Genomic DNA, 26,547 nt, shown 5'->3' on the forward strand with positions numbered 1-26,547 from the left:
TCAGACGATCGGGTCGTGGACGGTGACGAGCTTGGTGCCGTCCGGGAAGGTCGCCTCGACCTGGACGTCGTGGATCATCTCGGGGATGCCCTCCATCACGTCGTCGCGGGTCAGCAGCTTGCGCCCGGAGGCCATGAGCTCGGCGACGGTACGGCCGTCACGCGCGCCCTCGAGGATGTGCGACGTGATGAGCGCGACCGCCTCGGGGTGGTTGAGCCTCAGTCCACGGGCCCGGCGCTTCTCGGCCACGTCGGCCGCCACGTGGATGAGCAGCCTCTCTTGCTCGTGCGGGGTCAGTTGCACGTCCCACCTCACAGTCCTCGCTCCGGACCGTGCGGGGTCCGGTTGCCGCGGCCACGGGCAAAGTCCCTGGTGGCGTGGATCGGCAGGCTAGTTGGACCGAGTTTCAAGCAAGTTAACCGAGCTGTGATCCTGCACGCTCATCAACGCCCGTAGACCGTCGCGCAGCACGTCCGCCGGCATCGGCCCGAACAGGGCCTGCTGCGCGAGAAACCCCATGGCGGCGGACATCATGGTGCGGGCCACATGGTCCGGGGACACGTCCGACCGCATCATCCCGGCGTCCTGGTACGCCTCGACGATGCGCGTCCACGCGTCCTGCACGGCGCCGTAGCCCTCGCGCAGCAGGGCCGCGAGTTCGTCGTTGCGGAGTGTCTCCGTCCACACCTGGACGACCAGCCGCGGGAACGCGGGCCGCCCGTCCACGGTCAAGGCCTCCCTGCTCGCCAGTACGCGGCCCAGGACCGTCGTCACCAGAAGGTCGGGAGACGTGGGCGGAATGCTGTGGGCCGCCTCCTCGAAGCCCTCGTGGACCTGGCCGAGCACTTCGATGACGATCGCGGCGATCAGCTCGTCCTTGCCGCTGAAGTAGCGGTAGACCGCCCCGGCCGACAGGTCGACCTCCTTCAGCACGTCCTGCATGGACGTCGCATGGAAGCCGTTGCGGGCGAAGCAGCGGGCGGCGCCGTCGAGGATCTGCCGGCGCCGGGCGTCGAGGTGTTCCTGGGATACGCGGGCCATGCCCCACAAGCTAAAACGAACATTCCTTCTTGACAAGCGGCCACAGCGGCGGGACGGTGGTGACACACCAAAAACGAACGATCCTTCTTTTTAGCGCTCCGAGAGGAACAACCCCCATGTCCACCGCTTCCGCTACTCCCCCGCGGACGCAAACCCGCCGCCTCCTCGCGGTCGTCGCCCTCGTCCCCCTGCTCGCCGCGCTGGCCCTGTGGGCCTTCGCCTGGCCGGCGGCCCGCACCGCGCCCCGCGACGTGCCGCTCGGCGTGGCCGGCCCCACCGCCGCCACGGCCCAGGTCGAACAGCAGCTGACGCGACACAAGGGTGCGTTCGAGATCCACCACTACGCCGACGAGAAAGCCGCCCGGCACGCCATCGAGGACCGGACCGTATACGGCGCGGTCGTGGTCACCGCCCAGGGCCCCGAACTGCTGACCGCGTCGGCTGCGAGCCCGGTCGTCGCCCAGCTGCTCCAGCAGGCGGTGGCGCAGCAGGCCGCGTCGACCGGCACCCCGGTGAAGACGGTCGACGTCGTCGCCGCTCCCGCCGAGGACCCTCGGGGCGCCGCCTTGAGCGCCAGCGTGCTGCCCCTCGCCCTGGCCGGAATCGTGGCGGGCGCCATAGTGACCCTGCACGGGCTGCGCGGGATCCGTGCCGCGCTCGCTCTGGTCGTCGCGGCGGCGCTGGTCGGCCTGGTCGCGGTCACCGTCGCGCACAGCTGGCTCGGTGTGCTGACCGGCGACTGGTGGGCGGAGGCCGGGACGTTCGGGCTGTCGACGCTGGCGGTCGCCGCGGCCGTGGCGGGGCTCGCGGCCCTCGTCGGCCCGGCGGGCATCGGGATCGTCTCGTTCGTCGTGATGTTCCTCGGCAACCCGTTCTCCGGCGCGTCCTCGGCGCCGAGCATGCTGCCGGAGCCGGTCGGCACGATCGGCCAGTGGCTGCCGCCGGGCGCCGGGACGACCCTGCTGCGCTCGGAGTCCTTCTTCGACGGCGCCGCGGCGACCGGCCCCGCCCTCACCCTGACCTGGTGGGCCGCGCTGGGCCTGGGCGCCGTGCTCCTCGGCAGCGCGCTCAAGAGCCGGGCGAAGGCCACGGACCCCGTCGCCGAACGGGAGCTCGCCCCGGTCGGCTGACCGCGCCACGGCACACCGAACCGGCCGTGCGTCCCCGCTGTAGCGGACGGGGACGCACGGCCTTTCCGTGCCCCAACAGAGCTTTTCTTACGAGGGGTTCGATCCCCGGTGCTCCGCCGCGATGCCGAACCGCCGGCGTTCGCGGGGAGCCGAAGCGACCTCGCGGACGGTCGAGACCGCGCTGATCACCTGCTCCTCGACCGGCTTGTCGAGTGCGTCGAGGGCGGCGAGTCGTTCCAGGTCAGCGGCGGAGACCAGGGCGACCAGGGGCTTGCCGTGCCGTGTCACGACGACGCGCTCGCCGCCGTACACCACCCGGTTGATCAGGTCGGCGAGCTCAGCCCTGGCTTGCGTCACCGGAATCTCGTAGGCCATACCCCCATCATAACGTCACGTACGTCCTGTACATTTCTTACAGACGCCGAAGGAGGGGTACCCATGACCCGACCGTCCGCCCGCCATGTCCTGCCCGAGTTCACCGAGCGCACCAGTTACGGGCACAAGTCGATGGATCCGTACTCGAAGCTGCTGGAGGAGCGGATCGTCTTCCTCGGGACGCCGGTCGACGACATCTCGGCGAACGACGTGATGGCGCAGTTCATGTACCTGGAGCACAAGGACCCCGACCGGGACATCGCGCTGTACATCAACTCGCCGGGCGGCTCGTTCAGCGCGATGACGGCGGTCTACGACACGATGCAGTACGTCACCTGCGACGTGGAGACGACCTGCCTGGGACAGGCGGGCTCCTCCGCCGCGGCGCTGCTGGCCGCCGGCACACCGGGCAAGCGGTTCGTGCTGCCGGGCGCCCGCGTGGTGATCCACCAGCCGTCGCTGGCCGAGCCGGTCGAGGGGCAGGCCAGCGATCTGGCCATCCAGGCCGCGGAGTTGACACGGATGCGCGCCCGCCTGGAGGAGATGCTCGTACGGCACACGGGGCGCAGCCCGGAGCAGGTGACCGCGGACATCGAGCGGGACAAGATCCTGGACGCCCAGGGAGCGGTGGAGTACGGACTGGTGGACCGGATCATCCCCAGCCGCCGGCCGACCCTCGCGCCGCCGACCGGGCGGTGAGCGGCCGGTGCTCCCACCCGAACTGCCGCCGCTGCCCGCGCTGACGCGCGCCGAGGGCGAGTTGATCGACCGTTACCTCGACGTGGTCGATCTGCTCGGCCGTATCAACCCCGCGCACCACGGGGACACGTACCGCGGACTGCGTGCCGCCCAGGCGCTGGTGAGCAAGGCGGCCGAGCTGCGGGACGCGCTGGCGCTGATGCATCAGCGGGGCGAGACCGAGCTGCACGCGTTCACGCTGGCGCAGGCGCTCAGGGTCCTGGACGGGGAGCGGCGCACGGCCCGGGTCACCGTGCCGCCGCACTCCGACAGTTGACGCACGCACAGCCGGTCCGGACGGTCCGTCACCGGGACGAAGCGTCCGGACCGGAGTTGAAACGAACCAAACGACGTACCCCCGTTCGGAGTAGCCGCGTCTCCTTTTTAGCGACCGTCAAGCTTGCGCAACGCGCGTGGACGACGGACGGAATGGGACATTCCGCCGCTGGTCCGGGGCTGGTTCACCCCCTCGACGCCGTCTCGAACAAGGGGGTGTCCACCCGAACGGGTGAGTGGTGAGTAACAACACAAATCCCCGATTCCATTGGGATTTTGGGACAAGCGTGAGTCAAGATCCCTGTCTGACGACAAGCCCCCGCCGAAGCGGCGGGGCGGTCCGGGTGGACGCCGAGTCCTGCCGCCGCCCGGATGACCGAGTCGACAGGAGTGGATCGGCAGGAGTGGAGGACCCAAGCAGTACGGGTCGCCGGCACGGTCACGCCATGACCGGACCGAGCAGCCCTTGGGGTGAAGCCGCGTCAGCGGCCGGGCAACTTCGCCAGCCCGAATCCGACAGGTCATCCTTCACAGGCGGCTGACGAAGGGTTGCGCATGACTGCGCTCAATCGTGTCCCGTCGCTCATGGTCCGGGCCGGTACGGCCTCGGCTCTCACCATCGCCGCGGTAGGCGGCTCCGTCGTGGTCCCGGGTGTCGCCTCCGACGCCGCGGCCGCCACGCCGGCGACGAAGGCACTTCAGGTGGCGGCGTCCAAGAAAGGCTCCCCGTACAAGTGGGGCGCCACGGGACCGCGCCGCTTCGACTGCTCGGGGTTCACGCTGTACTCGTTCAAGAAGGCGGGCAAGAAACTGCCCCGGACGGCGGCCCAGCAGTACAACAAGACCCACCACATCTCCTCGAAGAGCCGCAAGGCCGGAGACCTCGTGTTCTTCCACTCGGGCTCCAGCGTGTACCACGTGGGCATCTACGCCGGGAAGGGGAAGATCTGGCACGCCCCGAAGACCGGGGACGTCGTGAGGCTGCAGAAGATCTGGACGAAGAGCGTCTGGTACGGCCGGGTCAGCTGACTCTCCCGTGGGGGCGACGGTCACCTGACCGGCCGTCGCCCCCGCGGGCCCTCACGGCTCCTGCTGCCCGGCTGCCGACAGCGGCTGGGCCGGTACGGTCCAGGGCAGCTCGATGGAGACCGTCTTGCCGCCCTCTCTGGTGGGTCGCACCCGGAGTCTGCCGCCGCACTCGGCGGCCAGCCAACGAACGATCACCATGCCACGGCCGTTGTCCTGTTGGACGGCGGCCGGCAGTCGTTTGGGGAAGCGCGGGTGGCTGTCGGTGACGCCGATGTGCAACTGTTCGTCACGGTCCAGGACGATGTCCACCGTGAAGGTGGGTGACTGCCCGAAGGTGTGCTGTACGGCGTTGGTGGCGAGTTCGGAGACGATCAGGCGGATGGTCTCGGCCGCCTCGGTGTCGGCCGGCAGTCCCCATTCCGCCAGGGTGCTGACCACATAGCCGCGGGCCGTGGAGACCGAGGCCGGCTCGCTCGGCAGAGTGACGGATGCTTCCAGATGGTCTGCCATGGCGCAGTCGTCCCTTTCCCGCGGGACCGGGGTCCGACACAGAGCGGATGGTTCGAGTACGGTCCCGGACTGGTGCTTCTCCGCCAGACTGCCATTACCGCGCCGGTCACGGTGGCGATCCACCAAGATATGCATATATCTGTCGCTCGAAGCGGTGAACTCTGCGACGGGAGACCGTATTTGGGTGGCCCGGAAGGAGTAAGGAGTAGCGCATGCAGAACGGTCCCGCGGTGCGCCGTCGGAAACTGGGCGCCGAACTGCGTGCGCTGCGCGCGAGTGCGGGGCTCACCAGTGGTGAGGCGGCCCGGATGGTGGGCTGGCACCAGTCCAAGGTGAGCCGGATCGAGACCGGCGCCAGCGGAGTGAAACCGGCCGATGTCCGGTTACTGCTCGACGCCTACGGTATCGCCGACTCCCAACTGCGGGAGTTGCTGCTGGTATTGGCGGGGTCGGACGAGGGCGGTGGCCGGCACCACTGGTGGCACGCCTACCGCGGGATCCTCCCGCCCACCTACCGCGACTTCATCAGCCTGGAGTCCCAGGCGAGCGCGATGCGCACGCTGGAGACCTCTGTCGTGCCCGGTCTGCTGCAAACGCCCGAATACGCGCGTGCGGTGACCCGGGCGGCGGTCGACGGACTGGACGACGAACGGCTGGACGCGCTGGTCGAGGTGCGGCTGGCCCGGCAGGACGTACTGCGTTCGAATCCGCCGTTGGAGCTGGCAGCGGTCCTGGACGAGGCGGTGCTGCACCGGGAGATCGGCGGCCCGGACGTCATGACGCGCCAACTGGAACGGCTCATCGAGGCCGCCCGACTGCCCCAAGTGAGCCTTCAGGTACTGCCGTTCGCTGCCGGGGCACATGTCGGTGTCACAGGACCTTTCGTAATCTTCTCATTTTCGCGCACTTCTGATCTGGACGTGGTTGTTCTCGACCACTTGACGAGTAGCCTCTACCTCGAACGGAAAGAAGACCTCCAGGCCTATACGGAGGCCTTCAACGCCCTTCGGATCCACGCCCTTTCGCCCGAGGAATCGCTGGATTACATCGCCGGGAAAGTCGACGGCGCGTAAGGAGGCACCATGTCTGCACTGCCTCGGAACGTACCTTCAAGTACCGATCTGCACGACGTGCGGTGGCTGCGCAGCAGCTACAGCACGGGAGCGAACAACTGCGTCGAGACGGCACTGCCGCACTCCGGCCCGTGGGCCGGCCTGCTGGCGGTGCGCGACTCCAAGGACCCGGCCGGACCCGCGCTGCTCTTCTCCCCCGAGAGCTGGGCGGGCTTCACGGCCGCGTTCATGTCCTGATCGGTTCCGCCATCGCGCGACGCACGGCCGTGTCACGCCGACTCATGGTCGCGTTTCGCCGATCAACCGCACAGCGCGTTCGATCTGCGCCTCGGAGAGGTCCGCGCGGGCGGTGAGCCTCAGCCGTGAGATGCCGTCGGGCACGGAAGGAGGACGGAAGCAGCCCACGGCGAGGCCTGCCGTACGGCAGTCGGCCGCCCATTGCACGGCCCCCTCCGGGGACGGCGCACGCACCGAGACCACCGCGGCGTCCGGACGTACCGCCTCGTGACCCGCGGCGGTCAGGCGTGCGTGCAGTTCGGCCGCCACAGCACGCGCGCGTGCCGCGCGCTCCGGCTCGCCGCGCAGCAGCCTGAGGGCCGCCAGGGCCGCGCCCGCCGCCGCGGGGGCGAGGCCGGTGTCGAAGATGAACGTCCGGGCCGCGTTGACCAGATGGTCGATCACCCGGGCCGGGCCCAGGACGACTCCGCCCTGGCTGCCGAACGACTTGGACAGCGTGGCCGTCACAACGACGTCCTCCGCGCCCGCGAGCCCGGCCGCGTACGGCGCCCCCTGCCCCCCTTCGCCCAGCACTCCCAGCCCGTGCGCGTCGTCGACCAGGAGTCCCGCCCCGCGCTCCCGGCACGCCTCCGCGTACGCGGCCAGCGGGGCGGCGTCGCCGTCCACCGAGAAGACCGTGTCGGAGACGACGATCGCCGGGCCCTCGTGTGTCCGCAGCGCCTTGCGCACGGCATCGGCGTCGGAGTGCGGCACGACCTGGGTGGTGCCGCGGGCCAGCCGGCAGCCGTCGATGAGGGAGGCGTGGTTGCCCGCGTCGGAGACGATCAGCGAGCCGTGCGGGCCCAGCGTGGTGACCGCGGCGAGGTTGGCCGCGTAACCGGAGGAGAAGACCAGCGCCGCCTCGAAGCCGCAGAAGTCGGCCAGCTCGCGCTCCAGCTCGGTGTGCAGCTCCGTCGTGCCGGTGACGAGCCGGGAGCCGGTCGAGCCGCCGCCCCAGGTCCGGGCGGCCGCGGCGGCGCCCTCGGCGACGGCGGGGTGGTGGGCGAGGCCCAGGTAGTCGTTGCTGGCGAGGTCGAGGAGCGGGGAGTCGGCCGGGCGGGGCCGCAGGGTCCGTACGAGCCCGGCGCGGCGGCGCAGCTCCGCCTGTTCGTCGATCCAGCCGAACGCCATGGCTCCTCCGGGGCTTTTGTAGGCAGGGCTTTTGCAGGCAGGGGCTTTTGTAGGCAGTGGACAGACACTAGCCGGACGCCCCGCACCCCAGGATGTGGCAATCCACACACGACGAAGTGCCTCTGTTGTCCAATCTCTCCTTGGCCCCGAGCGGGTCCGTAGGACAGGATCGACTCTCATGGACCTGCTGAACACGCTGGTGGACAAGGGGCTTCGGCGCGAGCTGCCGACCCGCGAGGAAGCTCTTGCCGTCCTCGCCACCTCAGACGACGACGTGCTCGACGTGGTGGCCGCGGCCGGCAAGGTGCGCCGGCACTGGTTCGGCCGACGGGTGAAACTCAACTACCTCGTCAACTTGAAGTCCGGACTGTGTCCCGAGGACTGCTCCTACTGCTCCCAGCGGCTCGGCTCCAAGGCCGACATCCTGAAGTACACCTGGCTCAAGCCCGAGCAGGCCTCCGAGGCGGCCGCCGCGGGGCTGGCCGGCGGCGCCAAGCGGGTCTGTCTGGTGGCGTCCGGGCGCGGTCCGACCGACCGTGACGTGGACCGGGTGGCCGGCACCATCAAGGCGATCAAGGACCAGAACGAGGGTGTCGAGGTGTGCGCCTGCCTCGGTCTGCTCTCCGACGGCCAGGCCGAGCGGCTGCGCGAGGCGGGCGCGGACGCCTACAACCACAACCTCAACACGTCCGAGGCGACGTACGGGGACATCACCACCACGCACACCTACGCCGACCGCGTGGACACCGTGCAGAAGGCGCACGCGGCCGGTCTGTCCGCCTGCTCCGGTCTGATCGCGGGCATGGGCGAGACCGACGAGGACCTGGTCGACGTGGTCTTCTCGCTGCGCGAGCTGGACCCGGACTCGGTGCCGGTGAACTTCCTGATCCCGATGGAGGGCACGCCGCTCGCCCAGGAGTGGCACCTCACCCCGCAGCGCTGCCTGCGGATCCTGGCGATGGTGCGGTTCGTCTGCCCGGACGTCGAGGTACGCATCGCCGGCGGCCGCGAGGTCCACCTGCGCACGCTCCAGCCGCTCGCCCTGAACCTGGCCAACTCGATCTTCCTCGGCGACTACCTGACCTCCGAGGGCCAGGCCGGCAAGGCCGACCTGGACATGATCGCGGACGCCGGGTTCGAGGTGGAGGGCACCGGCGAGATCACGCTCCCGGAGCACCGGGCGACGGCCACGGCCGGCTGCGGCTCGCACGCGGCCGGCGGCTGCGGGTCCCACGAGGACGCCGGGTGCGGCTCGCACGCGGGCGGCGGTGTCTGCGGTACGGCGGCTGCGGCGCCGGTGGCCGAGCAGCCCCGTACCGACCTCGTCGCCGTACGCCGTCGTGGTGCCGGAACGGACCTCGCGCCCAATGCCTGACCTGCCCGTCCCCGAGCTGCTCGAGCTCGACCGGCGGCACGTCTGGCATCCGTACGGGCCCATGCCCGGCCGGGTCGAACCGCTCGTCGTGGAGTCGGCGAGCGGGGTCCGGCTGCGGCTGGCGGACGGCTCGGGCGAGCTGGTCGACGGGATGTCGTCCTGGTGGTCGGCGATCCACGGCTACAACCACCCGGTGCTCAACGAGGCGGCGCACGCGCAGCTCGGCCGGATGAGCCACGTGATGTTCGGCGGGCTCACCCACGAGCCCGCCGTACGCCTGGCGAAGCTCCTTGTCGACATGTCGCCCGAGGGTCTGGAACATGTCTTCCTCGCCGACTCCGGCTCGGTGTCGGTCGAGGTCGCGGTCAAGATGTGCCTGCAGTACTGGCGTTCGCTGGGCCGTCCGTCGAAGCAGCGGCTGCTGACCTGGCGCGGCGGCTACCACGGCGACACCTGGCAGCCGATGTCGGTGTGCGACCCCGAGGGCGGGATGCACGAGCTGTGGTCCGGCGTGCTGCCGCGCCAGGTGTTCGTGGACGCGCCGCCGACCGAGTTCGAGGAGTCGTACGCCGAACAGCTGCGCGCGGCGATCGCCGAGCACGCCGACGAGCTGGCCGCGGTGATCGTGGAGCCGGTGGTGCAGGGTGCGGGCGGGATGCGGTTCCACTCCCCCGCGTATCTGCGGGTGCTGCGCGAGGCGTGCGACGCGCACGACGTGCTGCTGGTGTTCGACGAGATCGCGACCGGGTTCGGGCGCACGGGCGCGCTGTTCGCGGCCGACCACGCGGCGGTGACGCCGGACGTGATGTGCGTGGGCAAGGCGCTGACCGGCGGATACATGACGATGGCGGCGACACTGTGCACGTCGAGGGTCGCGGACGGCATCTCGCGCGGCGAGGTCCCGGTACTCGCCCACGGCCCGACCTTCATGGGCAACCCCCTGGCCGCGTCCGTGGCCTGCGCCTCGCTAGGGCTGCTGCTCGGACAGGACTGGCTCGGCGAGGTCAAGCGCATCGAGTCGGGGCTGAGGGAGGGCCTGGCCGAGGCTTCCGCCCTGCCGGGCGTGAAGGACGTACGGGTCCTCGGGGCCATCGGGGTCGTGCAGTTGGACCACGAGGTCGACATGAAGGCGGCGACGGCGGCCGCCGTGCGCGAGGGCGTGTGGCTGCGACCGTTCCGCGACCTCGTCTACACGATGCCGCCGTACGTCACCGGCGACGCGGACCTCGCACGGATCACACGCGCGGTGTGCGCGGCTGCGCGGGAGGGATGACATGCCGGTACTGGTGATCACGGGGACCGGAACCGAGGTCGGCAAGACGGTCACGACCGCCGCGGTCGCCGCGTCGGCGGTGGCGGCGGGCCGCTCGGTGGCCGTGCTGAAGGCGGCGCAGACGGGTGTACGACCGGACGAGGCCGGGGACGCGCAGGAGGTGGCGCGGCTCGCGGGTGCCGTCACGGCGACCGAACTCGCCCGCTATCCCGAGCCGTTGGCGCCGGCTACGGCCGCGCGGCGGGCCGGGATGACGCCGGTGCGGCCGCAGGACGTCGCGGAAGCCGCCGCCAAGCTGGCCACCGAGCACGACCTCGTGCTGGTCGAGGGCGCGGGCGGGCTGCTCGTCCGTTTCGACCAGGCGGGCGGGACACTGGCGGACGCGGCGCAGCTGCTGCGGGCGCCGGTGCTGGTGGTGGCGTCGGCGGGCCTCGGCACGCTCAACACGACCGAGCTGACGGCACGCGAACTGCGGGGGCGGGGCCTGGAGTTGCTGGGCGTCGTCATCGGTTGCTGGCCCGACTCCCCCGATCTCGCGATGCGTTGCAACATCACGGACCTCTCGGAGGTCGCCGCGGCCCCCTTGCTGGGCGCGCTGCCCATGGGTGCCGGTTCGCTGGCCCCCGCCGACTTCCGCGCTGCGGCGCCGGGTTGGCTGGCGCCGCGGCTGGACGGGACGTGGGAGCCGGAGGCGTTCCGGGAACGGGAAGCGCCCCGGGACTGAAGGCCGGCGGTGGCCGCGGCACCATCATGAGGTGTCGTCGCGTTCACCGAGCAGCCGTACCAGCTCGATCCGCGACCGGATGCCCAACCGGCTGAACACGCCCCGCAGATGGTGGTCGATCGTGCGTGGGCTGAGGGCGAGGCGGGCGGCTATCTCGCGGTTGGTGGCGCCGTCCGCGGCCATGCGGGCGATGACGTGCTGCTGGGCCGTGAGGCGGCCGGTGACGTCGTCGGTGCGGGTCGGGGTGGCCGGGGCGCCCAGTGCGCGGAGTTCGGTCCGGGCCTGGGTGGCGCAGTGCGGGGCGCCGAAGCAGTCGAAGGCCTCCAGCGCGCTGTGCAGGCGGTCGCGGGCCTCGGTGCGGTGGCGCAGTCGGCGCAGCGCGCTGCCGAACAGCAGCTCCGTGCGGGCCCGTTCGAAGTCGCGGGTGCCGTTGGCGTGCAGGGCGAGGGCCTCGCGGTAGTGCTCGACCGCCTCGGCGCCGGGCGCGAGCAGGGCGCGGCAACGGGCGCTCAGCGCGAGGTCGTCGGGGCTGCGGACGGCGGTGGCCCACCTGTGGTAGTCGGCGTGCGCGGCCCGGGCGACGCGGGTGTCGCCGGTGCGGACCGCGGCCTCGACGTAGTGCGGGGTGGCCAGGTGGCGGATGGCCCGGTGGCCGTGGCCGGGGCCGAACCCAGCGAGGGCGCGCAGCCGGGCCGCGGCGGCGGCGAAGCGGCCCGCCGAGAGGTCGAGGAAGGCGAGCGCCCACTGGGCGAGCGCGGCGGGCAGACCGAGACCGCGGGCGAGGGCGTACGACCGTACGGTCGCCGCCCGGTCGCGGCAGCCGGCCTCGTCGCCGGTGACCGCCGCGAACATGGCGAGGGCGGCCTGCAGATGGCAGGCGCCGTTGTCCTGCCCGGTGGCGTGCGCCTGTCTCAGCGCGTCGGTGGCGGTGGCCGCACCGGCGTGCGGGCGCCCGGTCCAGAAGTCGGCGTAGGCGTGGAACTCCAGGGCCTGTACGACGGTGGCGGTCGCCCCGCGCGCCCTCGCCGAGGCGGCCGCCCGGACCGTGGCGGTGCTGGCGCGGGTGTGGTCGCCCAGCATCAACGCGGCGATCCCGGCGTGCACGAGGAGGGTGGGATCCTCCCCCGGATCGCACCGCCCGGCCGCCTCCACCAGCAGCTCCCGCGCATGCTCGTAACGCCCGTCGACGGCGGCCGCGAGCCCGCCCAGCGCCCCGGGCGGCACGACCCCGAGCCGCCCGGCGACCCTGGCCGCTTCGCGGGCGCGCCGCAGGTCACCGGTGTAGATGGCGGCTTCGGTGGCCCGGGCGAGCAAATGGGCGGAGTCGACCGGCCCACCCAGGCCCGCGGAGCCGACCACCCCGCCGACCGCTGCGGAGCCGGCCGCCCCGCCGACCGGTGTGGAGCCGGCCGCCCCGCCGACCGGTGTGGAGCCGGCCGCCCCGCCGACCGGTGTGGAGCCGGCCGCCCCGCCGACCGGTGTGGAGCCGGCCGCCACGTCAACTCCTGCGGAGCCGGCCGCCCCGACCACGGCTGGGGAGCCAGCCGCCCGGCCTGCGCCTGCTCCCGTGCCCGCGCCTGCTCCCGCGCCCGTGCCCGCGCCTGCTCCCGCGCCTGCGCCTGCGCCTGCGCCTGCGGAGCTGACCGCCCCGCCGACTCCTGTGAACCCAGCCGCCCCGCCGACCCCAGCGGATCCAGCCACCCCGCCAACCCCCGCCGGCCCGGCCACCCCGCCAACCCCTGAAGAACCGTTCCCACTGCCATCGCCGCCGCTCTGCGCCCGCGCCAGCAACGCGTCGAACGCCTCCGTCGCGTTCCCCGCGCGTAGAGCGAACAGCCCGTTCAGCGCGTCGTCGTCGGTCGACGAGCTCGCCGCCAGCCGGCGGGCCCGGTCGGCGTCGCCCGCGTGCCAGGCGTCGGTGGCGGCGCGGGTGAGGAGGCGGGACTGGGTGGGCGGGTCGGGGCAGAGGGTGGCGGCACGCTCCAACAGGGCCCGGGACAGGGTGAGTTGGCCGGAGGTGCGGGCTTGGTCCGCCGCCGTGCGCAGTTCCGCCGCGAGCCGGCCGCTGGGGCCCAGCGCGCCCGCGCCCCGATGCCAGGAGCGGCGCGGGTTCTCGCCCTCGCCGCTCAACACCCGCGCCAGCAGCCGGTGGACGTCGCGTCGGTCGGCCGAGGACCCGCTCTCGTACGCGGCGATCCGCGTCCAGGCGTCGCGGAACACGACCCCGCCGGGCCCGGCATGCGCGATACCGGCGGATTCGGCGGACTCCAGCGGACGCGTGTCCAGGCGGACGGCCGTGACGGCGCGCAGGAAGGCGTGGGTGGCGACCGGGTACTGGTCGGCGGCGGCGAGGAGCAGCAGGAGGCGGGTGTCGTCCGGGAGCGCCCGGATCTCGGCGCGGCGCGCGCGCAGCAACGCCGGTGCCAGTTCGGCGGGTTCGGTCGGCAGGGGGTCGAGGCCGGCCGACTGGCGCTCGGTGAGCAGCGGTACGAGCTCGGCGGCGGCGCGCGGATCACCGTAGACGGCGTGCAGGACCCGTACGCGGACGCCCTCGGGAAGCGGCGCCGTGCGCTGCGGTGGCGAAGTGCGGTCGATACGTGGGGGGTTCACCGGAGTCACCACACAAGTGATGTTACTGGCGAGTTAATTGAACCGTAAAGACCGGCGATTTCGCCGATGCGCCGCGCGTAGACCCGCGCCGACACTCCTGGCGACCCCACCCGTGTCAGGAGGCACCATGCAACGCCATACGCGTCGTATCGCCACGGTTTCCTCGGCCGTGGTCGCATCGCTCCTTCTGTCCCTCTCACTGTCCGCCGCCCCCGCCCAGGCGGCGACCCACAACCCGATCGTCTTCGTCCACGGTCTGAGCAGCGATTCCAGCAGCTGGGACGACTGGATCGCCGACTTCAAGGCGGACGGCTACAGCTCGTCCGAGCTGGACGCCTGGTCGTACAGCTGGTCGCAGTCGAACGTGACCACCGCCCAGCAACTGGCCACCGAGGTCCAGCGGGTCCTCAAGGCGACCGGCGCCTCGAAGGTCGACCTGGTCACCCACTCGATGGGCGCGCTGAGCGCCCGCTACTACCTGAAGAACCTCGGCGGGACCTCGTACGTCGACGACTACGTCTCGGCCGCCGGCGTCAACCACGGGACGACCACCGCGTCCTGGTGCGCGTGGCTGTACACCTCCTGTGCGGAGATGTACACCGGCAGCTCCTTCCTGACGTCCCTCAACTCCGGTGACGAGACCCCGGGCAGCGTCTCGTACGCCAGCTACTGGTCCAACTGCGACGACGCGCTCACCCCGGACACCACGGCCATCCTCAGCGGCGCGACCAACGTCGAGGTCGGCTGCATCTCGCACACCGACATGAACAACGACTACGGCGTCTACGGGCAGGTCCGGGACTTCATCGCCTGACCTGCGGAAAGGGTGCGCGGGGCCCGTACGGGGGACAATCGTGGCAAGGCCCGTCCCGTCGAGGAGGTCCGCATGCCGCTACGGTCCCCCGGCGCCGCCAAGGTGGCGCGGGATCCCGTGCACCATCCGCTGTTCGCGCGCTACTACGCCCGGATCAGCGTGTCCGCCGAGACCCGGATGGGGATGGGCGGGATCCGCGACCGGCTGCTGGCCGGACTGTCCGGGCGGGTGATCGAGGTCGGCGCGGGCAACGGACTGAACTTCGCGCACTATCCGAGCACGGTCTCGGAGGTCGTGGCGATCGAACCGGAGCGCACGCTGCGGCAGTTGGCCGTGGAGAACGCCCTGCGCTCCGAGGTCCCGGTCGATGTCGCACCCGGCGCCGCCGAGGCGCTGCCGGTCAAGAGCGAGGCCTTCGACGCGGCGGTGGTCTCCCTGGTGCTGTGCAGCGTGCGGGACGTGCCCCGGGCGCTCGCGGAGGTACGGCGGGTGCTGCGGCCGGGCGGTGTCGTGCGGTTCTTCGAGCACGGCCGGGGCGGCGGGCGGGTCATGCACTTCACCCAGGACGCCCTGGACCGCACGGTGTGGCCGCCGCTGAACGGCGGCTGTCACGTGGGCCGGGACCCGATCGCCGCCCTGCGCGCGGCCGGGTTCGAACTCGGCCCCTACCGGCGGCTGTTGATGCCGGAGAAGGGTCCGGCCCTGCCCACCTCGTACTGCGTGCTGGGCACGGCATGGCGGCCGGGGGTCACCGATCCGGCCGCCGGGGCGTGATCACACCGTCCAGCTGCGCAGTTCCGCGGCGATGTCGTGCACGGTCGCCTCACCGCTCTTGACCATCCGGGCCAGCTCGCGGACCTGCACCGGCGAGGTGGCCACCTTCAGGCCACTCGCGACGAGGTAGGCGTAGGCGACGGCCGAGGCGAACAGGGCATTGGAACGCTCCAACGCCGGTACGTGGATCAGGAGTTGGAGCAGCGAGGCGGCACGCGCGTGCGGACTGTCGTAGACGGGGACGTCGAAGATCTCCGCCTCGTGGCGTGCGACGGCCGCGACGAGGGCGCCCCAGTCGGTGACCTGGGGGTCCCCCGGGGTGTTCTGTTCGGCGAGCATGAGCAGCCAGGCAAGGTCGATTCTGAGGTTGCTCAAGGGATCAGCGGCGACCTTCGTGCTCACTGCCGAACTCGTCGGCGAAAACGGCCTCGTACTGCTTCATGAAGTCGGCCGCGGCCTCCACGAAGGTGTGGCCGACCTCGCCGGTGTCCTGTCTGACCAGTTCCTCGATGTAGCGGTTGACGCTCATGCCGCGGGCCAGGGCGCGTTCGCGGGCGGCGCGGGCCGTGCCCTCGTCCACTCGCACGTTCAGCTGAGTCTTAGCCATACCTAGAAGCTAGCGCTGGGACGCTAGCACCCGCAAGAGGGCCTTGCTGGTGCTTCCCGTCACTCCCCGGCGCTTCCCCCCGCACTCCCCCGGGTGGAGCGTGCCCCTTACACGGGTATCAGGGGCCCGACCTGGGGTGGAGACCGCCCTGCACTCAGGGGGGATTCCGGGTGTGGGCCGCATCACATTAGGCTCGCCGGGACGAGGGAGTCGTACGTCCCTGTGAGCGAGGAGGCAGCCTTGTCCACACCAGCTGCGGAGCACGCCCCGGGCCATGCTTCGGCCGACGGGATCGCGGCCCGCGCCCGCGGTCTGACCAAGGCGTACGGCTCGGGCGAGACGGCCGTGCTCGCCCTCGACTCGGTGGACGTGGACATCGCGCGCGGGCGCTTCACCGCGGTGATGGGGCCCTCGGGCTCCGGCAAGTCCACGCTGATGCACTGCCTGGCCGGCCTCGACTCGGTCTCCGCGGGCCAGGTCTGGCTCGGCGACACCGAGATCACGGGGCTGAAGGACCGCGAGCTGACCCGGCTGCGGCGGGACCGGGTCGGGTTCATGTTCCAGTCGTTCAACCTGATCCCGACGCTGAATGCGGCCGAGAACATCACCCTGCCCATGGACATCGCGGGCAAGAAGCCGGACGAGAAGTGGCTGGACCAGGTCATCGACACGCTGGGGCTGCGAGACCGGCTCAAGCACCGGCCGTCCCAGCTGTCCGGCGGGCAGCAGCAGCGCGTGGCCTGTGCGCGGGCGCTGGCCTCCCGGCCCGAGCTGATCTTCGCGGACGAGCCGACCGGCAACCTGGACTCGCGGGCCGGTCTCGAGGTGCTCGGCTTCCTGCGGGAGGCCGTTGACCAGCTGGGACAGACGGTCGTGATGGTCACCCACGATCCCGGCGCCGCCGCCCACTCCGACCTGGTGCTCTTCCTGGGCGACGGGAGGATCGTGGACGAGATGGAGCGCCCGACGGCGGAGGCGGTGCTGGAGCGCATGCGCCTCTTTTCCGGGGGTGCCCCCCAGACCCCCGGGGTCGACGTGATCCGCAGCCAGTTCGATGGCCCGGACGGACAGGAGTGAGCCGGTGCTGAAGGCCACGCTCCGGAGCTTCCTCGCCCACAAGGGACGGCTGCTGCTCTCCGCCCTCGCCATCATCCTGTCGGTGGCCTTCGTCGCGGGCAGCCTGATCTTCTCCGACACCGTCACCCGCACCTTCGACCGGCTGTTCGCCTCCACCTCCGCCGATGTGACGGTGGAGCCGAAGCAGGACCTCAAGTCCCAGGTGCCGACGGGCGCGGCCGAGACCCTGCCCGCCTCGCTCGCGGACCGGGTGGCGAAGGTCGACGGGGTCGCCGCGGCACACGCGGACGTCAGCGTCGAGAACATCACGGTCGTCGACAGCAAGAACAAGAACGTGGGCCCGACCACCGGCGCCCCCACCATCGCCTCCGACTGGTTCCTGACCGCCCGCAGCCCCGTGAAGCTGACCTCGGGCCACGCCCCGGAGAGCGGGAGCGAGGCGCTGCTGGACGCCGACACCGCCGACAAGAAGCACGTGCGGATCGGCGACACCCTGACCGTGTTCGCCGAGCCGGGCACCTTCAAGGTCCGGATCGTCGGCATCGCCACCTTCACCACCACCAACCCGGGCGCCGCCCTGGTCTTCCTCGACCCGAAGACCGCCGCGGCCCAGCTGCTCGGCGCGCCGGACAAGGCCACGGGCATCTCGGTGGACGCGGCCAAGGGCGTGACCGACCCCGTCCTCAAGCAGCGGGTCGCGGCCGTGGTCGGCACCTCCGCCTACGACGTCAAGACCGCCGACGAGCACGCCAAGTCGGCCGCCGAGGACCTCGGCGGATTCCTCGACGTCATCAAGTACGTGATGCTGGGCTTCGCCGGAATCGCGGTCCTGGTCGGGATCTTCCTGATCGTCAACACCTTCTCCATGCTGATCGCCCAGCGCACCCGCGAGCTGGGCCTGCTCCGTGCCCTGGGCGCCGACCGGCGGCAGGTACGCCGGTCCGTGCTCACCGAGGCGGTGCTGCTCGGCCTGGTCGGCTCGACGTTGGGCCTCGCGGCCGGCATCGGACTGGCGGCCGGCCTGATCAAGCTCATGGGCGTGTTCGGGATGAACCTCAAGACCGCCGAGATGGTGGTCGGTTGGGGAACACCCGTGGCCGCGTACGTCGTCGGCGTCGGCGTCACCTTCGTGGCGGCGTATCTGCCGGCCCGCCGTGCGGCGACGGTCTCACCGATGGCCGCGCTCGCGGACGCCGAAATCGCCGGTGTGGGACGGCCGTTGAAGGTACGGGCGATCGTCGGGTCGGTGGTGGGGCTGCTCGGCGCGGCGGCACTCGCCGGCTGTGCCACCTCCTCGAAGACCTCGTCCTCGGCTTCCCTGCTCGGCCTGGGCGTGGTCCTGACGCTGATCGCGACCGTGATCGCGGGCCCGCTCCTGGTCCGCCCGGTGATCCGGGTTCTCGGCGGGGCCTTCCCCGCGCTGTTCGGCTCGATCGGCCGCATGAGCCAGCGCAACGCACTGCGCAATCCACGCCGTACCGGCGCCACCGCGGCCGCCCTGATGGTCGGCCTCGCCCTGGTCGGCGGCATGTCCGTGGCCAGCGCCTCGATGTCGAAGTCCTTCGACCAGCAGATCGACAAGACGCTGGGCGCCGACTTCGTGATCCAGAACAACAACTTCGTGCCGTTCTCGAACGAGGTCACCGACAAGGTCCGCGGCAGCGAGGGCGTCGGCCTCGTCGTACGCCAGCGGTTCGCACCGGTCGCGGTGACACTCCCGGACGGCAGGCGCATCGAGACGACGGCCTCGGGTTACGACGACGGGGTCGACGACGTCGCACACGTGACGTACGCGTCCGGCGACACGGCCGCGGCGCTGGCGGCCGGCAGCATCGGCATGGACGTCGACTTCGCGAAGGACCACGGCGTCCGGCTCGGCAGCACGATCCCGGTCGAGTTCCCGGCCGGACGGAAGACCACCCTGAAGGTCGGCGCCCTCACCGACCAGGACCAGTCCGAGGGCTTCGGCATGCAGGGCGGGCTGTTCTTCGGGATCGCGACGGTCGAGAAGTACGTGCCCGGCGGCCAGGACTCCGCGCTCTACGTCGACAAGTCCTCCGGCACCGGCGCCGACCAGCTCCGCAGGAACCTGGAGCGGACGCTCAAGCCGTACCCACAGGTCCAGGCCCGGGACCAGGCCGACTACAAGAAGCTCGTGCACGACCAGATCGCCGTACTGCTCTACCTCGTGTACGCGCTGCTCGGGCTGGCGATCATCATCGCGGTGCTCGGCGTGGTCAACACCCTTGCCCTGTCGGTCGTCGAGCGCACCCGCGAGATCGGGCTGCTGCGGGCCATCGGACTCGCCCGGCGCCAGCTGCGCCGGATGATCCGGCTCGAGTCGGTGGTGATCGCGGTCTTCGGCGCGGTCCTCGGGCTCGCCCTCGGTCTGGTCTGGGGCGTGTGCACCCAACAGGTCCTGGCCCTCCAGGGGATGAAGGCGCTCGCGGTGCCGTGGAGCACGATCGTCGCGGTGGTGATCGGCTCGGCGGTGGTGGGCATCGTGGCGGCCCTGCTGCCCGCGTTGCGTGCATCCCGCATGAATGTGCTGGCGGCCATCGCGCACGAGTGATGGGATGACGGCAGGTACTCAAGTCGCTTGTCAGTGAGGAGAGTTCATGCCACGCCCCTTTCGTTTCGGGGTCAGCCTGCTCACCGCGGCGCCCGCCGAGGAGTGGCGCGCCAAGTGCCGCCGGGCCGAGGAACTCGGTTACGACGTCATCCTGGCCCCCGACCATCTGGGCATGCCCGCACCGTTCCCGGCCCTGGTCGCCGCCGCGGCGGTGACCGAGCGGCCACGGCTGGGCACCTTCGTGCTCAACGCGGGCTTCTGGAACCCGACTCTGCTCGCCCGCGAGGTGGCGACGGCGGACGCCCTGACCGGCGGGCGTCTCGAACTCGGGCTCGGCACCGGGTACGTGGGGGCCGAACACGAGGCGGCCCGGCTGCCGTTCGGCTCTCCTGGCGAACGCGTGGACCATCTGGAGCGCACCATCGAGGAGTTGGACCGGCTGCTCGGCTCACCCGATCACCAGCCGCAGCCGGTGCAGCAGCCCCGGGTGCCGCTGGTGATCGGGGGCAACGGCGACCGGATGCTGCGACTCACCGCGGAACACGCCGACATCGCCGCCTTCACCGGCGCGCGCCTCGTGCCGGGAAGCACGACGGGACAACTGCTGCCCGTCCCGGCCGGGGAGTTGGAGCAGAGCGTGGCGCGCTACCTGCGGCTGGCCGAGGGCCGCAAGGAACCGGCCGAACTGAACCTGCTCCTCCAGATGGTGGTCGTGACGGACGACCGTGCGGCGGCGGTCCGCCCCCTCGTCGAGCGGGTGCCCGGCGCGACCGTGGAGCAGGCGCTGGAGCTGCCGATCCTGCTGGTCGGCACCGTGGACGAGATCGTCGCCCAGGTGCTGGACCGGCGTGAGCGGTACGGCTTCTCGTATCTCACGGTCCTGGAGCCGTACCTGGAGGCGTTCGCGCCGGTCGTCGCGGAGCTGGCGGGCCGCTGAGCCGACGTCCGGATGCTGGAATTCCGGGTCCGGCACAGACGTACGTGCTGGGATCTTCGTATGACTGATCTGCGTATACGAGCCGCCACCCCCGCCGACCTCGACACCGTGCTGGCCTTCTGGAAGACGTCCGCCGAGGGCACCAGCATCAGCGACGACCGCAGCGGGGTGGAGCGGCTGGTCGGCCGTGATCCCGAGGCGCTGATCCTGGCCGAGCGGGGCGGCGAGCTGGTCGGCACGGTGATCGCGGGCTTCGACGGCTGGCGCTGCCATCTGTACCGGCTGGCGGTACACCCGGAGCGGCGCCGGCAGGGCATCGGCTCGGCGCTCCTGGCCGCAGCCGAGGAGCGGTTCGTACGGCTCGGGGGGCGCCGCGGGGACGCCATGGTGCTGACCCGGAACGAGACCGCCCACCATGCGTGGCGTGCCGCCGGGTACGCGCCCGAGGAGCAGTGGCGGCGCTGGGTGAAGCCGCTCTCCGACTGACCACGGACCGACCACCTTTGCCGATCCTTTACCATTGGATGGCCGCTTCGGTCCTCCAATGAAAGGTGTGAGCGTCCACCCATGGACGAGCCTCCCAGTAGTGCGCGCAGCACACGACATCGCGCGTTCCTTCCGCCCCTGCCCGATCATGGGACGGAGGTGACCCGATGACCGAAGTGCTCCTCCTACTGGTGGCGATCCTGCTCTCGCTCGCCTGTGGCGCCTTCGTCGCGGCCGAGTTCTCGCTGACCACGGTCGACCGGGGCCAGCTGGAGCGGGCCGTGGAGCGCGGCGAGCGGGGTGCCTCGGGGGCCCTGAAGGCCGTACGGAATCTGACCTTCCAGCTGTCCGGGGCGCAGCTCGGGATCACCGTCACCAACCTGGTCGTCGGCATGCTCTCCGAGCCGTCGATCGCGAAGCTGATCGCCGGCCCGCTGGAATCGCTCGGCATCTCGTCCTCGGCGGCGAGCTCCCTGGCGCTGGTGCTCGGCACCGCGCTGTCCACGGTCTTCCTGATGGTCGTGGGCGAGCTGGTGCCCAAGAACTGGGCGATCTCCTCGCCGCTGCCCGTGGCCAAGACGGTCGGCAACGCGCAGCGCTGGTTCAGCGCGGCCTTCCGCCCCTTCATCACCCACCTCAACAACACCGCGAACCACGTCGTACGCCGCTTCGGCCTGGAGCCCGCCGAGGAGCTCGCCTCTGCCCGCGGCCCCAAGGAACTGGCCGCGCTGGCCCGGCACTCCGCGAAGGAGGGCGCCCTGGAGGCGGACACCGCCGAGCTGTTCGTACGGACCCTGAACCTCGCCGATCTCACCGCGGAGAACGTGATGACCCCGCGTGTCCAGGTCATCGCCCTCGACGCGCAGGCGACCTGCGAGGACGTGGCGAACGCGACCCGGGCGACCGGGCTGTCCCGCTTCCCGGTGCACCGCGGCGGCCTCGACTCGGTCGTGGGCACCGCGCACATCAAGGACGCGCTGGCGATACCCGCCGAGCGCCGCACGCGCGTGCCCGTCTCCGAGATCATGCGCGAGCCGCTCCTGGTACCGGAGTCGCTGACCGTCGACCGCCTCCTGGACCGGCTCTCCGGCAAGCGCACCATGGCCGTCGTGATCGACGAGTACGGCGGCACCGCGGGCGTGGCGACCCTTGAGGACATCGTCGAGGAGGTCGTCGGCGAGGTGCGGGACGAACACGACCCGCACGAGACACCGGACCTGGCGCCCGCCGGCAGCGACGACGAGGGACGCGCCCTGTACTCGGCGGACGGCTCGGCGCGGGTCGACCAGCTCGCCCGCGTGGGTCTGCGGGCGCCCGAGGGGCCGTACGAGACGCTGGCCGGTCTCGTCGCGACGGAGCTGGGGCGGATCCCGGCGGTGGGCGACACCGTCGAGGTCGCCGGGTGGCGGCTCGACGTGGTGGACGCGTCCGGGCGCCGGGCCGCGCGTGTGCTGATGCACGCTCCCCTCTACGACGAGGACGGCGCGGCCTACGTGAGGGACAAGCAGGGGGAGGCCGACGTGAGGGACGGGCAGGGGAAGGCCGACGTGAAGGACGAGCGGGGGGAGGCCCGATGACCGCCGTACAGCTGCTGATCGGTTTCACGACCTTGGTCGTCAACGCCTTCTTCGTGGGCGCCGAGTTCGCGTTGATCTCCGTACGCCGTTCGCAGATCGAGCCTTACGCCGAGGAGGGCGACCGGCGGGCGAAGAGCGTGCTGTGGGGTCTCGAGCACGTGTCCGCGCTGCTGGCGGCCGCGCAGCTCGGCATCACGCTGTGCACGCTGGTCCTGGGTGTGGTCGCGGAACCGGCGATCGCGCACCTCCTGGAGCCGGTGTTCCACGCCGTGGGCGTGCCCAAGAGCGCGGGACACGCGGTGTCCTTCGTGATCGCGCTGTCCCTGGCGACGTATCTGCACATGCTGCTCGGCGAGATGGTGCCGAAGAACATCGCGCTCGCGGAGCCGGTACGCAGCGCCCTGCTGCTCGGCCCGCCGCTCGTCACCCTCTCCCGGGCGCTGCGTCCGGTGATCTTCACGATCAACGCCTTCGCGAACGCGCTGCTGAAACTGCTGCGGGTGGAGACCAAGGACGAGGTCGCGGCCACCTTCTCGGACGCGGAACTGGCCCGGATCGTGCGGGACTCGGGCGAGGCGGGACTGATCGACGACCGCGCCCGGGAGCGGCTGCACGACGCGCTGGAACTGGGCCGACGCCCGGTCCGTGACGTCGTGCTCCCGCTCGAACGCGTCGTCTACGCGCGCGTGGGCGTCACGCCGGAGGAGCTGGAGCAGCTCTCGGCCCGGTCCGGCTTCTCCCGCTTCCCCGTGGTCGACGAGGGCCGCCGGAACGTGGGCTATCTGCATGTGAAGGACGCGCTGGACGCCTCGCCGCGGGACGAGCCGTTCCGGGTGCAGGACATGCGGCCCATCGCGCGCGTGCGGGCCGCGACGCCCCTGGACGACGTGCTGACGGCGATGCGGGGCAGCCGTACGCACCTGGCCGCCGTGCTCGGCGACGACGGGCGGCTGGAGGGGATGGTGACGATGGAGGACGTACTGCGGGAGCTGTTCGGCCAGCCGGTGTGACGTTCTCGAAGCAGGGCCGGGGCTGACGGAGACCGACCGACCGACGGGTATGGAGTCGGGATACCATCGCTGACGCCATGCAGACGAATCCCACTCCCCCGTACAGCAGCCTGGTCGCGGTCGGCGACTCCTTCACCGAGGGCATGTCGGACCTGTTGCCCGACGGCTCCTACCGGGGCTGGGCCGACCTGCTCGCCGGGCGGATGGCCGCCGCCACCCCCGGCTTCCGGTACGCCAACCTCGCCGTGCGCGGCAAGCTGATCGGGCAGATCGTCGACGAGCAGGTGGACGTGGCGGCCGCGATGGGCGCCGACGTCATCACCCTCGTCGGCGGGCTGAACGACACGCTGCGCCCCAAGTGCGACATGGTCCGGGTACGGGACCTGCTGACCGAGGCCGTGGAACGGCTGGCGCCCGCCTGCAAGCAGCTGGTCCTGATGCGCAGCCCCGGCCGCCAGGGCCCGGTCCTGGAGCGGTTCCGACCGCGTATGGAGGAGCTGTTCGTCGTGGTCGACGAGCTCGCCGAACGGCACGGCGCGCTGGTCGTCGACCTGTACGGGGCCCCGTCGCTCTCCGACCCGCGCCTGTGGGACGTGGACCGGCTGCACCTGACGCCCGAGGGGCACCGCCGGGTCGCCGAGGCGGTCTGGCAGACGCTGGGCCACAAGGCCGAGGACGCGGAATGGCGCACCCCGATGCCGGCCACACCGCCGCCCGGCTGGCGCGCCCGCCGGGCCGCCGACGCCCGCTTCGCCCGCCAACACCTGCTCCCCTGGATAGGCCGCCGCCTCACGGGCCGCTCCTCGGGCGACGGCCTGCCGGCGAAACGACCGGAACTGCTGCCGTACGAGGAGCATTCCTAGCCCGTCCAGCGCCGGTCTTTTCAGCCCGTCCGGCGTTGGTCTTCCAGCCCGTCCGGCGTTTGAGGACGAGGCCCTTCGGGCCGACGGGGGTCCAGGGGGCGGAGCCCCCTGGTGGGGTCGAAGGGGCGAAGCCCCTGGTGATGGGACGGGTAGGGGCGGCGGGGGCGAGAACCCTCCCGGCCAGGCGTGACGCAGCTCTCGTAGGTTCCGCCGAAGGCAACCGTGGCGCTGGCCTGCACGAATCGCCAGTACAATCCGTCTACGTGACTTCCGCTCCCGCCAAGCCCCGCATCCCGAACGTCCTCGCCGGACGCTACGCCTCCGCCGAGCTCGCCACGCTCTGGTCGCCCGAGCAGAAGGTGAAGCTGGAGCGGCAGCTCTGGCTCGCCGTGCTGCGGGCGCAGAAGGACCTCGGGATCGAGGTGCCGGACGCGGCGATCGCCGACTACGAGCGCGTCCTCGACACCGTCGACCTGGCCTCCATCGCCGAGCGCGAGAAGGTCACGCGGCACGACGTGAAGGCACGCATCGAGGAGTTCAACGACCTCGCCGGGCACGAGCACGTGCACAAGGGCATGACCTCCCGCGACCTCACCGAGAACGTCGAGCAGCTGCAGATCCGCCTCTCCCTGGAGCTGATGCGGAACCGCACGGTGGCTGTCCTGGCCCGCCTCGGCAAGCTGGCCGGTGAGCACGGCGAGCTGGTCATGGCCGGCCGCTCCCACAACGTGGCCGCGCAGGCCACCACCCTCGGCAAGCGCTTCGCGACCGCCGCCGACGAGCTGCTCGTGGCGTACGGCCGCGTCGAGGAGCTCCTCGGCCGCTACCCGCTGCGCGGCATCAAGGGCCCGGTCGGCACCGCGCAGGACATGCTCGACCTGCTGGGCGGCGACGCGGCGAAGCTGGCCGACCTGGAGCAGCGGATCGCGCGGCACCTGGGCTTCTCGCAGGCCTTCACCTCGGTCGGCCAGGTCTACCCGCGCTCGCTGGACTACGAGGTGGTCACCGCGCTCGTACAGCTGGCCGCCGCCCCTTCCTCGCTCGCCAAGACGATCCGGCTGATGGCAGGGCACGAGCTGGTCACCGAGGGCTTCAAGCCCGGCCAGGTCGGCTCCTCCGCGATGCCGCACAAGATGAACACGCGGTCCTGCGAGCGCGTCAACGGCCTCATGGTGATCCTGCGCGGCTACGCCTCGATGACCGGCGAGCTGGCGGGCGACCAGTGGAACGAGGGCGACGTGTCCTGCTCGGTCGTGCGCCGGGTGGCCCTCCCGGACGCGTTCTTCGCGCTGGACGGCCTGTTGGAGACGTTCCTGACGGTGCTGGACGAGTTCGGCGCCTTCCCTGCGGTCGTCGCGCGTGAACTGGACCGGTACCTGCCCTTCCTCGCCACCACCAAGGTGCTGATGGGCGCCGTGCGCGCGGGCGTCGGCCGTGAGGTCGCGCACGAGGCGATCAAGGAGAACGCGGTCGCCTCCGCGCTGGCGATGCGCGAGCAGGGCGCCGAGCGCAACGAGCTCCTCGACAAGCTGGCCGCCGACGAGCGCATCCCGCTCGACCGCGCCGCGCTGGACGCGCTGATGGCCGACAAGCTCTCCTTCACCGGCGCCGCGGCCGACCAGGTCGCCGCGGTCGTCGGCCGTATCGAGGAGATCCTCAAGCAGCACCCGGAGGCCGCGGGCTACACGCCGGGGGCGATCCTCTGACCCGCTTCACCCAGGCGGAACTGGAGGCCGCCCGCGACCGCCTCGTCCCGGACGTGGTCGCGGACGGCCTCTCCGTCCTCTTCTGCGGCATCAACCCCGGCCTCATGACGGCGGCGACGGGCCACCACTTCGCCCGCCCCGGCAACCGCTTCTGGCCGGTGCTGCACCTCTCCGGGTTCACTCCGAGGCTGTTCAAGCCGGCGGAACAAGGGGAGTTGCTGTCCCACGGGCTCGGCATCACGAACGTCGTGGCCCGGGCGACTGCGCGGGCCGACGAGCTGAGCGCGGAGGAGTACCACGAGGGTGGCCGCCTGCTCGCGGAGAAGGTGACGCGACTACGTCCGCGATGGCTGGCGGTGGTCGGGGTGACCGCGTACCGGGCGGCCTTCGACGACCGCAAGGCTCAAGTCGGGCCGCAGGAGCGGATGTTCGGCGAGACGCGGGTGTGGGTGCTGCCCAACCCGAGCGGGCTGAACGCGCATTGGACGGCGGCGACGATGGCGGAGGAGTTCGGGCGGTTGCGGGTGGCGGCGGAGGGCGCCTAAAGGCTGATGGCCGGCCGG

General features: G+C 71.6%; 28 protein-coding genes and 1 riboswitch. Of the genes, 20 read left to right on the plus strand and 8 right to left on the minus strand.

Features of this window, described 5'->3' with window-relative positions; all coding sequences use genetic code 11:
- On the minus strand, positions 1-303 hold the full coding sequence (locus ACQEWB_RS06730) for an urease subunit gamma (protein ID WP_037782101.1): 303 nt from the start codon (positions 301-303) through the stop codon (positions 1-3).
- Between the two features lie 87 nt (positions 304-390).
- Entirely contained in the window at positions 391-1,041 is a 651-nt protein-coding gene (locus ACQEWB_RS06735) for a TetR/AcrR family transcriptional regulator (RefSeq protein ID WP_432828051.1), read from the minus strand.
- A gap of 116 nt (positions 1,042-1,157) precedes the next feature.
- Between ACQEWB_RS06735 and ACQEWB_RS06740 the strand changes: the two genes are divergently transcribed.
- Positions 1,158-2,171 carry an ABC transporter permease gene (locus ACQEWB_RS06740; protein ID WP_432828053.1) on the plus strand — a complete coding sequence of 338 codons (1,014 nt, stop codon included), beginning with the start codon at positions 1,158-1,160 and terminating at the stop codon, positions 2,169-2,171.
- Positions 2,172-2,258: 87 nt separating this feature from the next.
- Here the strand turns inward: ACQEWB_RS06740 and ACQEWB_RS06745 are convergent, their stop codons facing one another.
- On the minus strand, positions 2,259-2,546 hold the full coding sequence (locus ACQEWB_RS06745; protein WP_432828055.1) for a type II toxin-antitoxin system Phd/YefM family antitoxin: 288 nt from the start codon (positions 2,544-2,546) through the stop codon (positions 2,259-2,261).
- Positions 2,547-2,609: 63 nt separating this feature from the next.
- Here ACQEWB_RS06745 and ACQEWB_RS06750 point away from each other — a divergent pair, with 63 nt between their 5' ends.
- The 3 genes from ACQEWB_RS06750 (at position 2,610) to ACQEWB_RS06760 (ending at position 4,589) form a co-directional block, all read left to right on the plus strand.
- On the plus strand, positions 2,610-3,245 hold the full coding sequence (locus tag ACQEWB_RS06750; RefSeq protein WP_432828057.1) for an ATP-dependent Clp protease proteolytic subunit: 636 nt from the start codon (positions 2,610-2,612) through the stop codon (positions 3,243-3,245).
- A 7-nt stretch (positions 3,246-3,252) separates the two neighbouring features.
- Positions 3,253-3,561, plus strand: coding sequence for a hypothetical protein (locus ACQEWB_RS06755; protein WP_432828059.1), 309 nt, complete (start codon positions 3,253-3,255; stop codon positions 3,559-3,561).
- A 363-nt stretch (positions 3,562-3,924) separates the two neighbouring features.
- A riboswitch (cyclic di-AMP (ydaO/yuaA leader) is annotated at positions 3,925-4,112 on the plus strand.
- 3 nt (positions 4,113-4,115) lie between these two features.
- Entirely contained in the window at positions 4,116-4,589 is a 474-nt protein-coding gene (locus ACQEWB_RS06760; protein WP_432828061.1) for a C40 family peptidase, read from the plus strand.
- Positions 4,590-4,640: 51 nt separating this feature from the next.
- On the opposite strand, the gene ACQEWB_RS06765 is transcribed toward ACQEWB_RS06760, so the two are convergent.
- Positions 4,641-5,099 (minus strand): ATP-binding protein, encoded by a 459-nt coding sequence (locus ACQEWB_RS06765; protein WP_432828063.1) that lies wholly within the window; start codon positions 5,097-5,099, stop codon positions 4,641-4,643.
- Positions 5,100-5,311: 212 nt separating this feature from the next.
- Here ACQEWB_RS06765 and ACQEWB_RS06770 point away from each other — a divergent pair, with 212 nt between their 5' ends.
- A complete protein-coding gene (locus tag ACQEWB_RS06770; RefSeq protein ID WP_432828065.1) occupies positions 5,312-6,172 on the plus strand; it encodes a helix-turn-helix domain-containing protein in 861 nt (286 codons plus the stop codon).
- Positions 6,173-6,181: 9 nt separating this feature from the next.
- Positions 6,182-6,409 carry a DUF397 domain-containing protein gene (locus ACQEWB_RS06775; RefSeq protein WP_432828067.1) on the plus strand — a complete coding sequence of 76 codons (228 nt, stop codon included), beginning with the start codon at positions 6,182-6,184 and terminating at the stop codon, positions 6,407-6,409.
- 42 nt (positions 6,410-6,451) lie between these two features.
- Here ACQEWB_RS06775 and ACQEWB_RS06780 read toward each other — a convergent pair whose 3' ends face one another.
- Positions 6,452-7,579 carry an 8-amino-7-oxononanoate synthase gene (locus ACQEWB_RS06780; protein ID WP_432828069.1) on the minus strand — a complete coding sequence of 376 codons (1,128 nt, stop codon included), beginning with the start codon at positions 7,577-7,579 and terminating at the stop codon, positions 6,452-6,454.
- Positions 7,580-7,757: 178 nt separating this feature from the next.
- On the opposite strand from ACQEWB_RS06780, the gene bioB reads away from it, so the two are divergent.
- Genes bioB through bioD form a run of 3 tightly spaced genes read left to right on the plus strand, consistent with a single transcriptional unit; the run spans position 7,758 to position 10,951 of the window.
- Positions 7,758-8,954: a biotin synthase BioB gene (bioB, locus tag ACQEWB_RS06785; RefSeq protein ID WP_432828071.1), complete on the plus strand. Its 1,197-nt coding sequence runs from the start codon at positions 7,758-7,760 to the stop codon at positions 8,952-8,954.
- Positions 8,947-10,227 (plus strand): adenosylmethionine--8-amino-7-oxononanoate transaminase, encoded by a 1,281-nt coding sequence (locus ACQEWB_RS06790; RefSeq protein ID WP_432828073.1) that lies wholly within the window; start codon positions 8,947-8,949, stop codon positions 10,225-10,227. The genes bioB and ACQEWB_RS06790 overlap by 8 nt, the downstream gene beginning before the upstream one ends.
- A gap of 1 nt (position 10,228) precedes the next feature.
- On the plus strand, positions 10,229-10,951 hold the full coding sequence (gene bioD / locus ACQEWB_RS06795) for a dethiobiotin synthase (RefSeq protein WP_432828075.1): 723 nt from the start codon (positions 10,229-10,231) through the stop codon (positions 10,949-10,951).
- A gap of 24 nt (positions 10,952-10,975) precedes the next feature.
- Here bioD and ACQEWB_RS06800 read toward each other — a convergent pair whose 3' ends face one another.
- Positions 10,976-13,570 carry a LuxR C-terminal-related transcriptional regulator gene (locus tag ACQEWB_RS06800; RefSeq protein WP_432843667.1) on the minus strand — a complete coding sequence of 865 codons (2,595 nt, stop codon included), beginning with the start codon at positions 13,568-13,570 and terminating at the stop codon, positions 10,976-10,978.
- A gap of 118 nt (positions 13,571-13,688) precedes the next feature.
- Between ACQEWB_RS06800 and ACQEWB_RS06805 the strand changes: the two genes are divergently transcribed.
- Together ACQEWB_RS06805 and ACQEWB_RS06810 are read left to right on the plus strand one after the other, a co-directional pair.
- Positions 13,689-14,375 carry an esterase/lipase family protein gene (locus tag ACQEWB_RS06805; RefSeq protein WP_432828077.1) on the plus strand — a complete coding sequence of 229 codons (687 nt, stop codon included), beginning with the start codon at positions 13,689-13,691 and terminating at the stop codon, positions 14,373-14,375.
- Positions 14,376-14,447: 72 nt separating this feature from the next.
- Complete coding sequence (locus ACQEWB_RS06810; protein ID WP_432828079.1) at positions 14,448-15,149, plus strand: class I SAM-dependent methyltransferase; 702 nt, start codon at positions 14,448-14,450, stop codon at positions 15,147-15,149.
- Here ACQEWB_RS06810 and ACQEWB_RS06815 read toward each other — a convergent pair whose 3' ends face one another.
- Both ACQEWB_RS06815 and ACQEWB_RS06820 read right to left on the minus strand, forming a co-directional pair.
- Complete coding sequence (locus ACQEWB_RS06815; RefSeq protein ID WP_432828081.1) at positions 15,150-15,524, minus strand: fic family toxin-antitoxin system, toxin component; 375 nt, start codon at positions 15,522-15,524, stop codon at positions 15,150-15,152. It abuts the gene before it with no gap.
- 4 nt (positions 15,525-15,528) lie between these two features.
- Positions 15,529-15,756, minus strand: coding sequence for an antitoxin (locus tag ACQEWB_RS06820; RefSeq protein ID WP_432828083.1), 228 nt, complete (start codon positions 15,754-15,756; stop codon positions 15,529-15,531).
- Positions 15,757-15,996: 240 nt separating this feature from the next.
- Between ACQEWB_RS06820 and ACQEWB_RS06825 the strand changes: the two genes are divergently transcribed.
- The 9 genes from ACQEWB_RS06825 to mug all read left to right on the plus strand — a co-directional run bounded on the left by ACQEWB_RS06825 (position 15,997) and on the right by mug (position 26,529).
- Positions 15,997-16,833: an ABC transporter ATP-binding protein gene (locus tag ACQEWB_RS06825; protein WP_432828085.1), complete on the plus strand. Its 837-nt coding sequence runs from the start codon at positions 15,997-15,999 to the stop codon at positions 16,831-16,833.
- A 4-nt stretch (positions 16,834-16,837) separates the two neighbouring features.
- On the plus strand, positions 16,838-19,405 hold the full coding sequence (locus ACQEWB_RS06830; RefSeq protein ID WP_432828087.1) for an ABC transporter permease: 2,568 nt from the start codon (positions 16,838-16,840) through the stop codon (positions 19,403-19,405).
- Between the two features lie 46 nt (positions 19,406-19,451).
- A complete protein-coding gene (locus ACQEWB_RS06835; protein ID WP_432828089.1) occupies positions 19,452-20,342 on the plus strand; it encodes an LLM class F420-dependent oxidoreductase in 891 nt (296 codons plus the stop codon).
- Between the two features lie 60 nt (positions 20,343-20,402).
- Positions 20,403-20,828 carry a GNAT family N-acetyltransferase gene (locus tag ACQEWB_RS06840; RefSeq protein ID WP_432828091.1) on the plus strand — a complete coding sequence of 142 codons (426 nt, stop codon included), beginning with the start codon at positions 20,403-20,405 and terminating at the stop codon, positions 20,826-20,828.
- A 167-nt stretch (positions 20,829-20,995) separates the two neighbouring features.
- The gene (locus ACQEWB_RS06845) at positions 20,996-22,405 is read left to right on the plus strand and encodes a hemolysin family protein (protein ID WP_432828093.1); all 1,410 of its coding nucleotides are present in this window, start codon (positions 20,996-20,998) and stop codon (positions 22,403-22,405) included.
- Positions 22,402-23,415, plus strand: coding sequence for a hemolysin family protein (locus ACQEWB_RS06850; protein ID WP_432828095.1), 1,014 nt, complete (start codon positions 22,402-22,404; stop codon positions 23,413-23,415). Before ACQEWB_RS06845 ends, ACQEWB_RS06850 begins: the two co-directional genes overlap by 4 nt.
- A gap of 77 nt (positions 23,416-23,492) precedes the next feature.
- On the plus strand, positions 23,493-24,278 hold the full coding sequence (locus ACQEWB_RS06855) for an SGNH/GDSL hydrolase family protein (RefSeq protein WP_432828097.1): 786 nt from the start codon (positions 23,493-23,495) through the stop codon (positions 24,276-24,278).
- A 263-nt stretch (positions 24,279-24,541) separates the two neighbouring features.
- A complete protein-coding gene (purB, locus tag ACQEWB_RS06860; RefSeq protein ID WP_432828099.1) occupies positions 24,542-25,984 on the plus strand; it encodes an adenylosuccinate lyase in 1,443 nt (480 codons plus the stop codon).
- A complete protein-coding gene (gene mug, locus ACQEWB_RS06865) occupies positions 25,981-26,529 on the plus strand; it encodes a G/U mismatch-specific DNA glycosylase (protein ID WP_432843669.1) in 549 nt (182 codons plus the stop codon). Before purB ends, mug begins: the two co-directional genes overlap by 4 nt.
- Positions 26,530-26,547 lie beyond the last annotated feature (18 nt).

Origin of the sequence: Streptomyces sp. CA-249302, assembly GCF_050936785.1 — a bacterium.
Taxonomy (GTDB): Bacteria; Actinomycetota; Actinomycetes; order Streptomycetales; family Streptomycetaceae; genus Streptomyces.

Excerpts from the sequence above, each read along its gene's own strand:
- ACQEWB_RS06735 (WP_432828051.1), bottom strand. The coding sequence starts at position 1,041 with ATGGCCCGCGTATCCCAGGAACACCTCGACGCCCGGCGCCGGCAGATC.
- ACQEWB_RS06740 (WP_432828053.1), top strand. The coding sequence starts at position 1,158 with ATGTCCACCGCTTCCGCTACTCCCCCGCGGACGCAAACCCGCCGCCTC.
- ACQEWB_RS06745 (WP_432828055.1), bottom strand. The coding sequence starts at position 2,546 with ATGGCCTACGAGATTCCGGTGACGCAAGCCAGGGCTGAGCTCGCCGAC.
- ACQEWB_RS06750 (WP_432828057.1), top strand. The coding sequence starts at position 2,610 with ATGACCCGACCGTCCGCCCGCCATGTCCTGCCCGAGTTCACCGAGCGC.
- ACQEWB_RS06760 (WP_432828061.1), top strand. The coding sequence starts at position 4,116 with ATGACTGCGCTCAATCGTGTCCCGTCGCTCATGGTCCGGGCCGGTACG.
- ACQEWB_RS06765 (WP_432828063.1), bottom strand. The coding sequence starts at position 5,099 with ATGGCAGACCATCTGGAAGCATCCGTCACTCTGCCGAGCGAGCCGGCC.
- ACQEWB_RS06770 (WP_432828065.1), top strand. The coding sequence starts at position 5,312 with ATGCAGAACGGTCCCGCGGTGCGCCGTCGGAAACTGGGCGCCGAACTG.
- ACQEWB_RS06775 (WP_432828067.1), top strand. The coding sequence starts at position 6,182 with ATGTCTGCACTGCCTCGGAACGTACCTTCAAGTACCGATCTGCACGAC.
- ACQEWB_RS06780 (WP_432828069.1), bottom strand. The coding sequence starts at position 7,579 with ATGGCGTTCGGCTGGATCGACGAACAGGCGGAGCTGCGCCGCCGCGCC.
- bioB (WP_432828071.1), top strand. The coding sequence starts at position 7,758 with ATGGACCTGCTGAACACGCTGGTGGACAAGGGGCTTCGGCGCGAGCTG.
- ACQEWB_RS06790 (WP_432828073.1), top strand. The coding sequence starts at position 8,947 with ATGCCTGACCTGCCCGTCCCCGAGCTGCTCGAGCTCGACCGGCGGCAC.
- bioD (WP_432828075.1), top strand. The coding sequence starts at position 10,229 with ATGCCGGTACTGGTGATCACGGGGACCGGAACCGAGGTCGGCAAGACG.
- ACQEWB_RS06805 (WP_432828077.1), top strand. The coding sequence starts at position 13,689 with ATGCAACGCCATACGCGTCGTATCGCCACGGTTTCCTCGGCCGTGGTC.
- ACQEWB_RS06810 (WP_432828079.1), top strand. The coding sequence starts at position 14,448 with ATGCCGCTACGGTCCCCCGGCGCCGCCAAGGTGGCGCGGGATCCCGTG.
- ACQEWB_RS06820 (WP_432828083.1), bottom strand. The coding sequence starts at position 15,756 with ATGGCTAAGACTCAGCTGAACGTGCGAGTGGACGAGGGCACGGCCCGC.
- ACQEWB_RS06835 (WP_432828089.1), top strand. The coding sequence starts at position 19,452 with ATGCCACGCCCCTTTCGTTTCGGGGTCAGCCTGCTCACCGCGGCGCCC.
- ACQEWB_RS06840 (WP_432828091.1), top strand. The coding sequence starts at position 20,403 with ATGACTGATCTGCGTATACGAGCCGCCACCCCCGCCGACCTCGACACC.
- ACQEWB_RS06845 (WP_432828093.1), top strand. The coding sequence starts at position 20,996 with ATGACCGAAGTGCTCCTCCTACTGGTGGCGATCCTGCTCTCGCTCGCC.
- ACQEWB_RS06850 (WP_432828095.1), top strand. The coding sequence starts at position 22,402 with ATGACCGCCGTACAGCTGCTGATCGGTTTCACGACCTTGGTCGTCAAC.
- ACQEWB_RS06855 (WP_432828097.1), top strand. The coding sequence starts at position 23,493 with ATGCAGACGAATCCCACTCCCCCGTACAGCAGCCTGGTCGCGGTCGGC.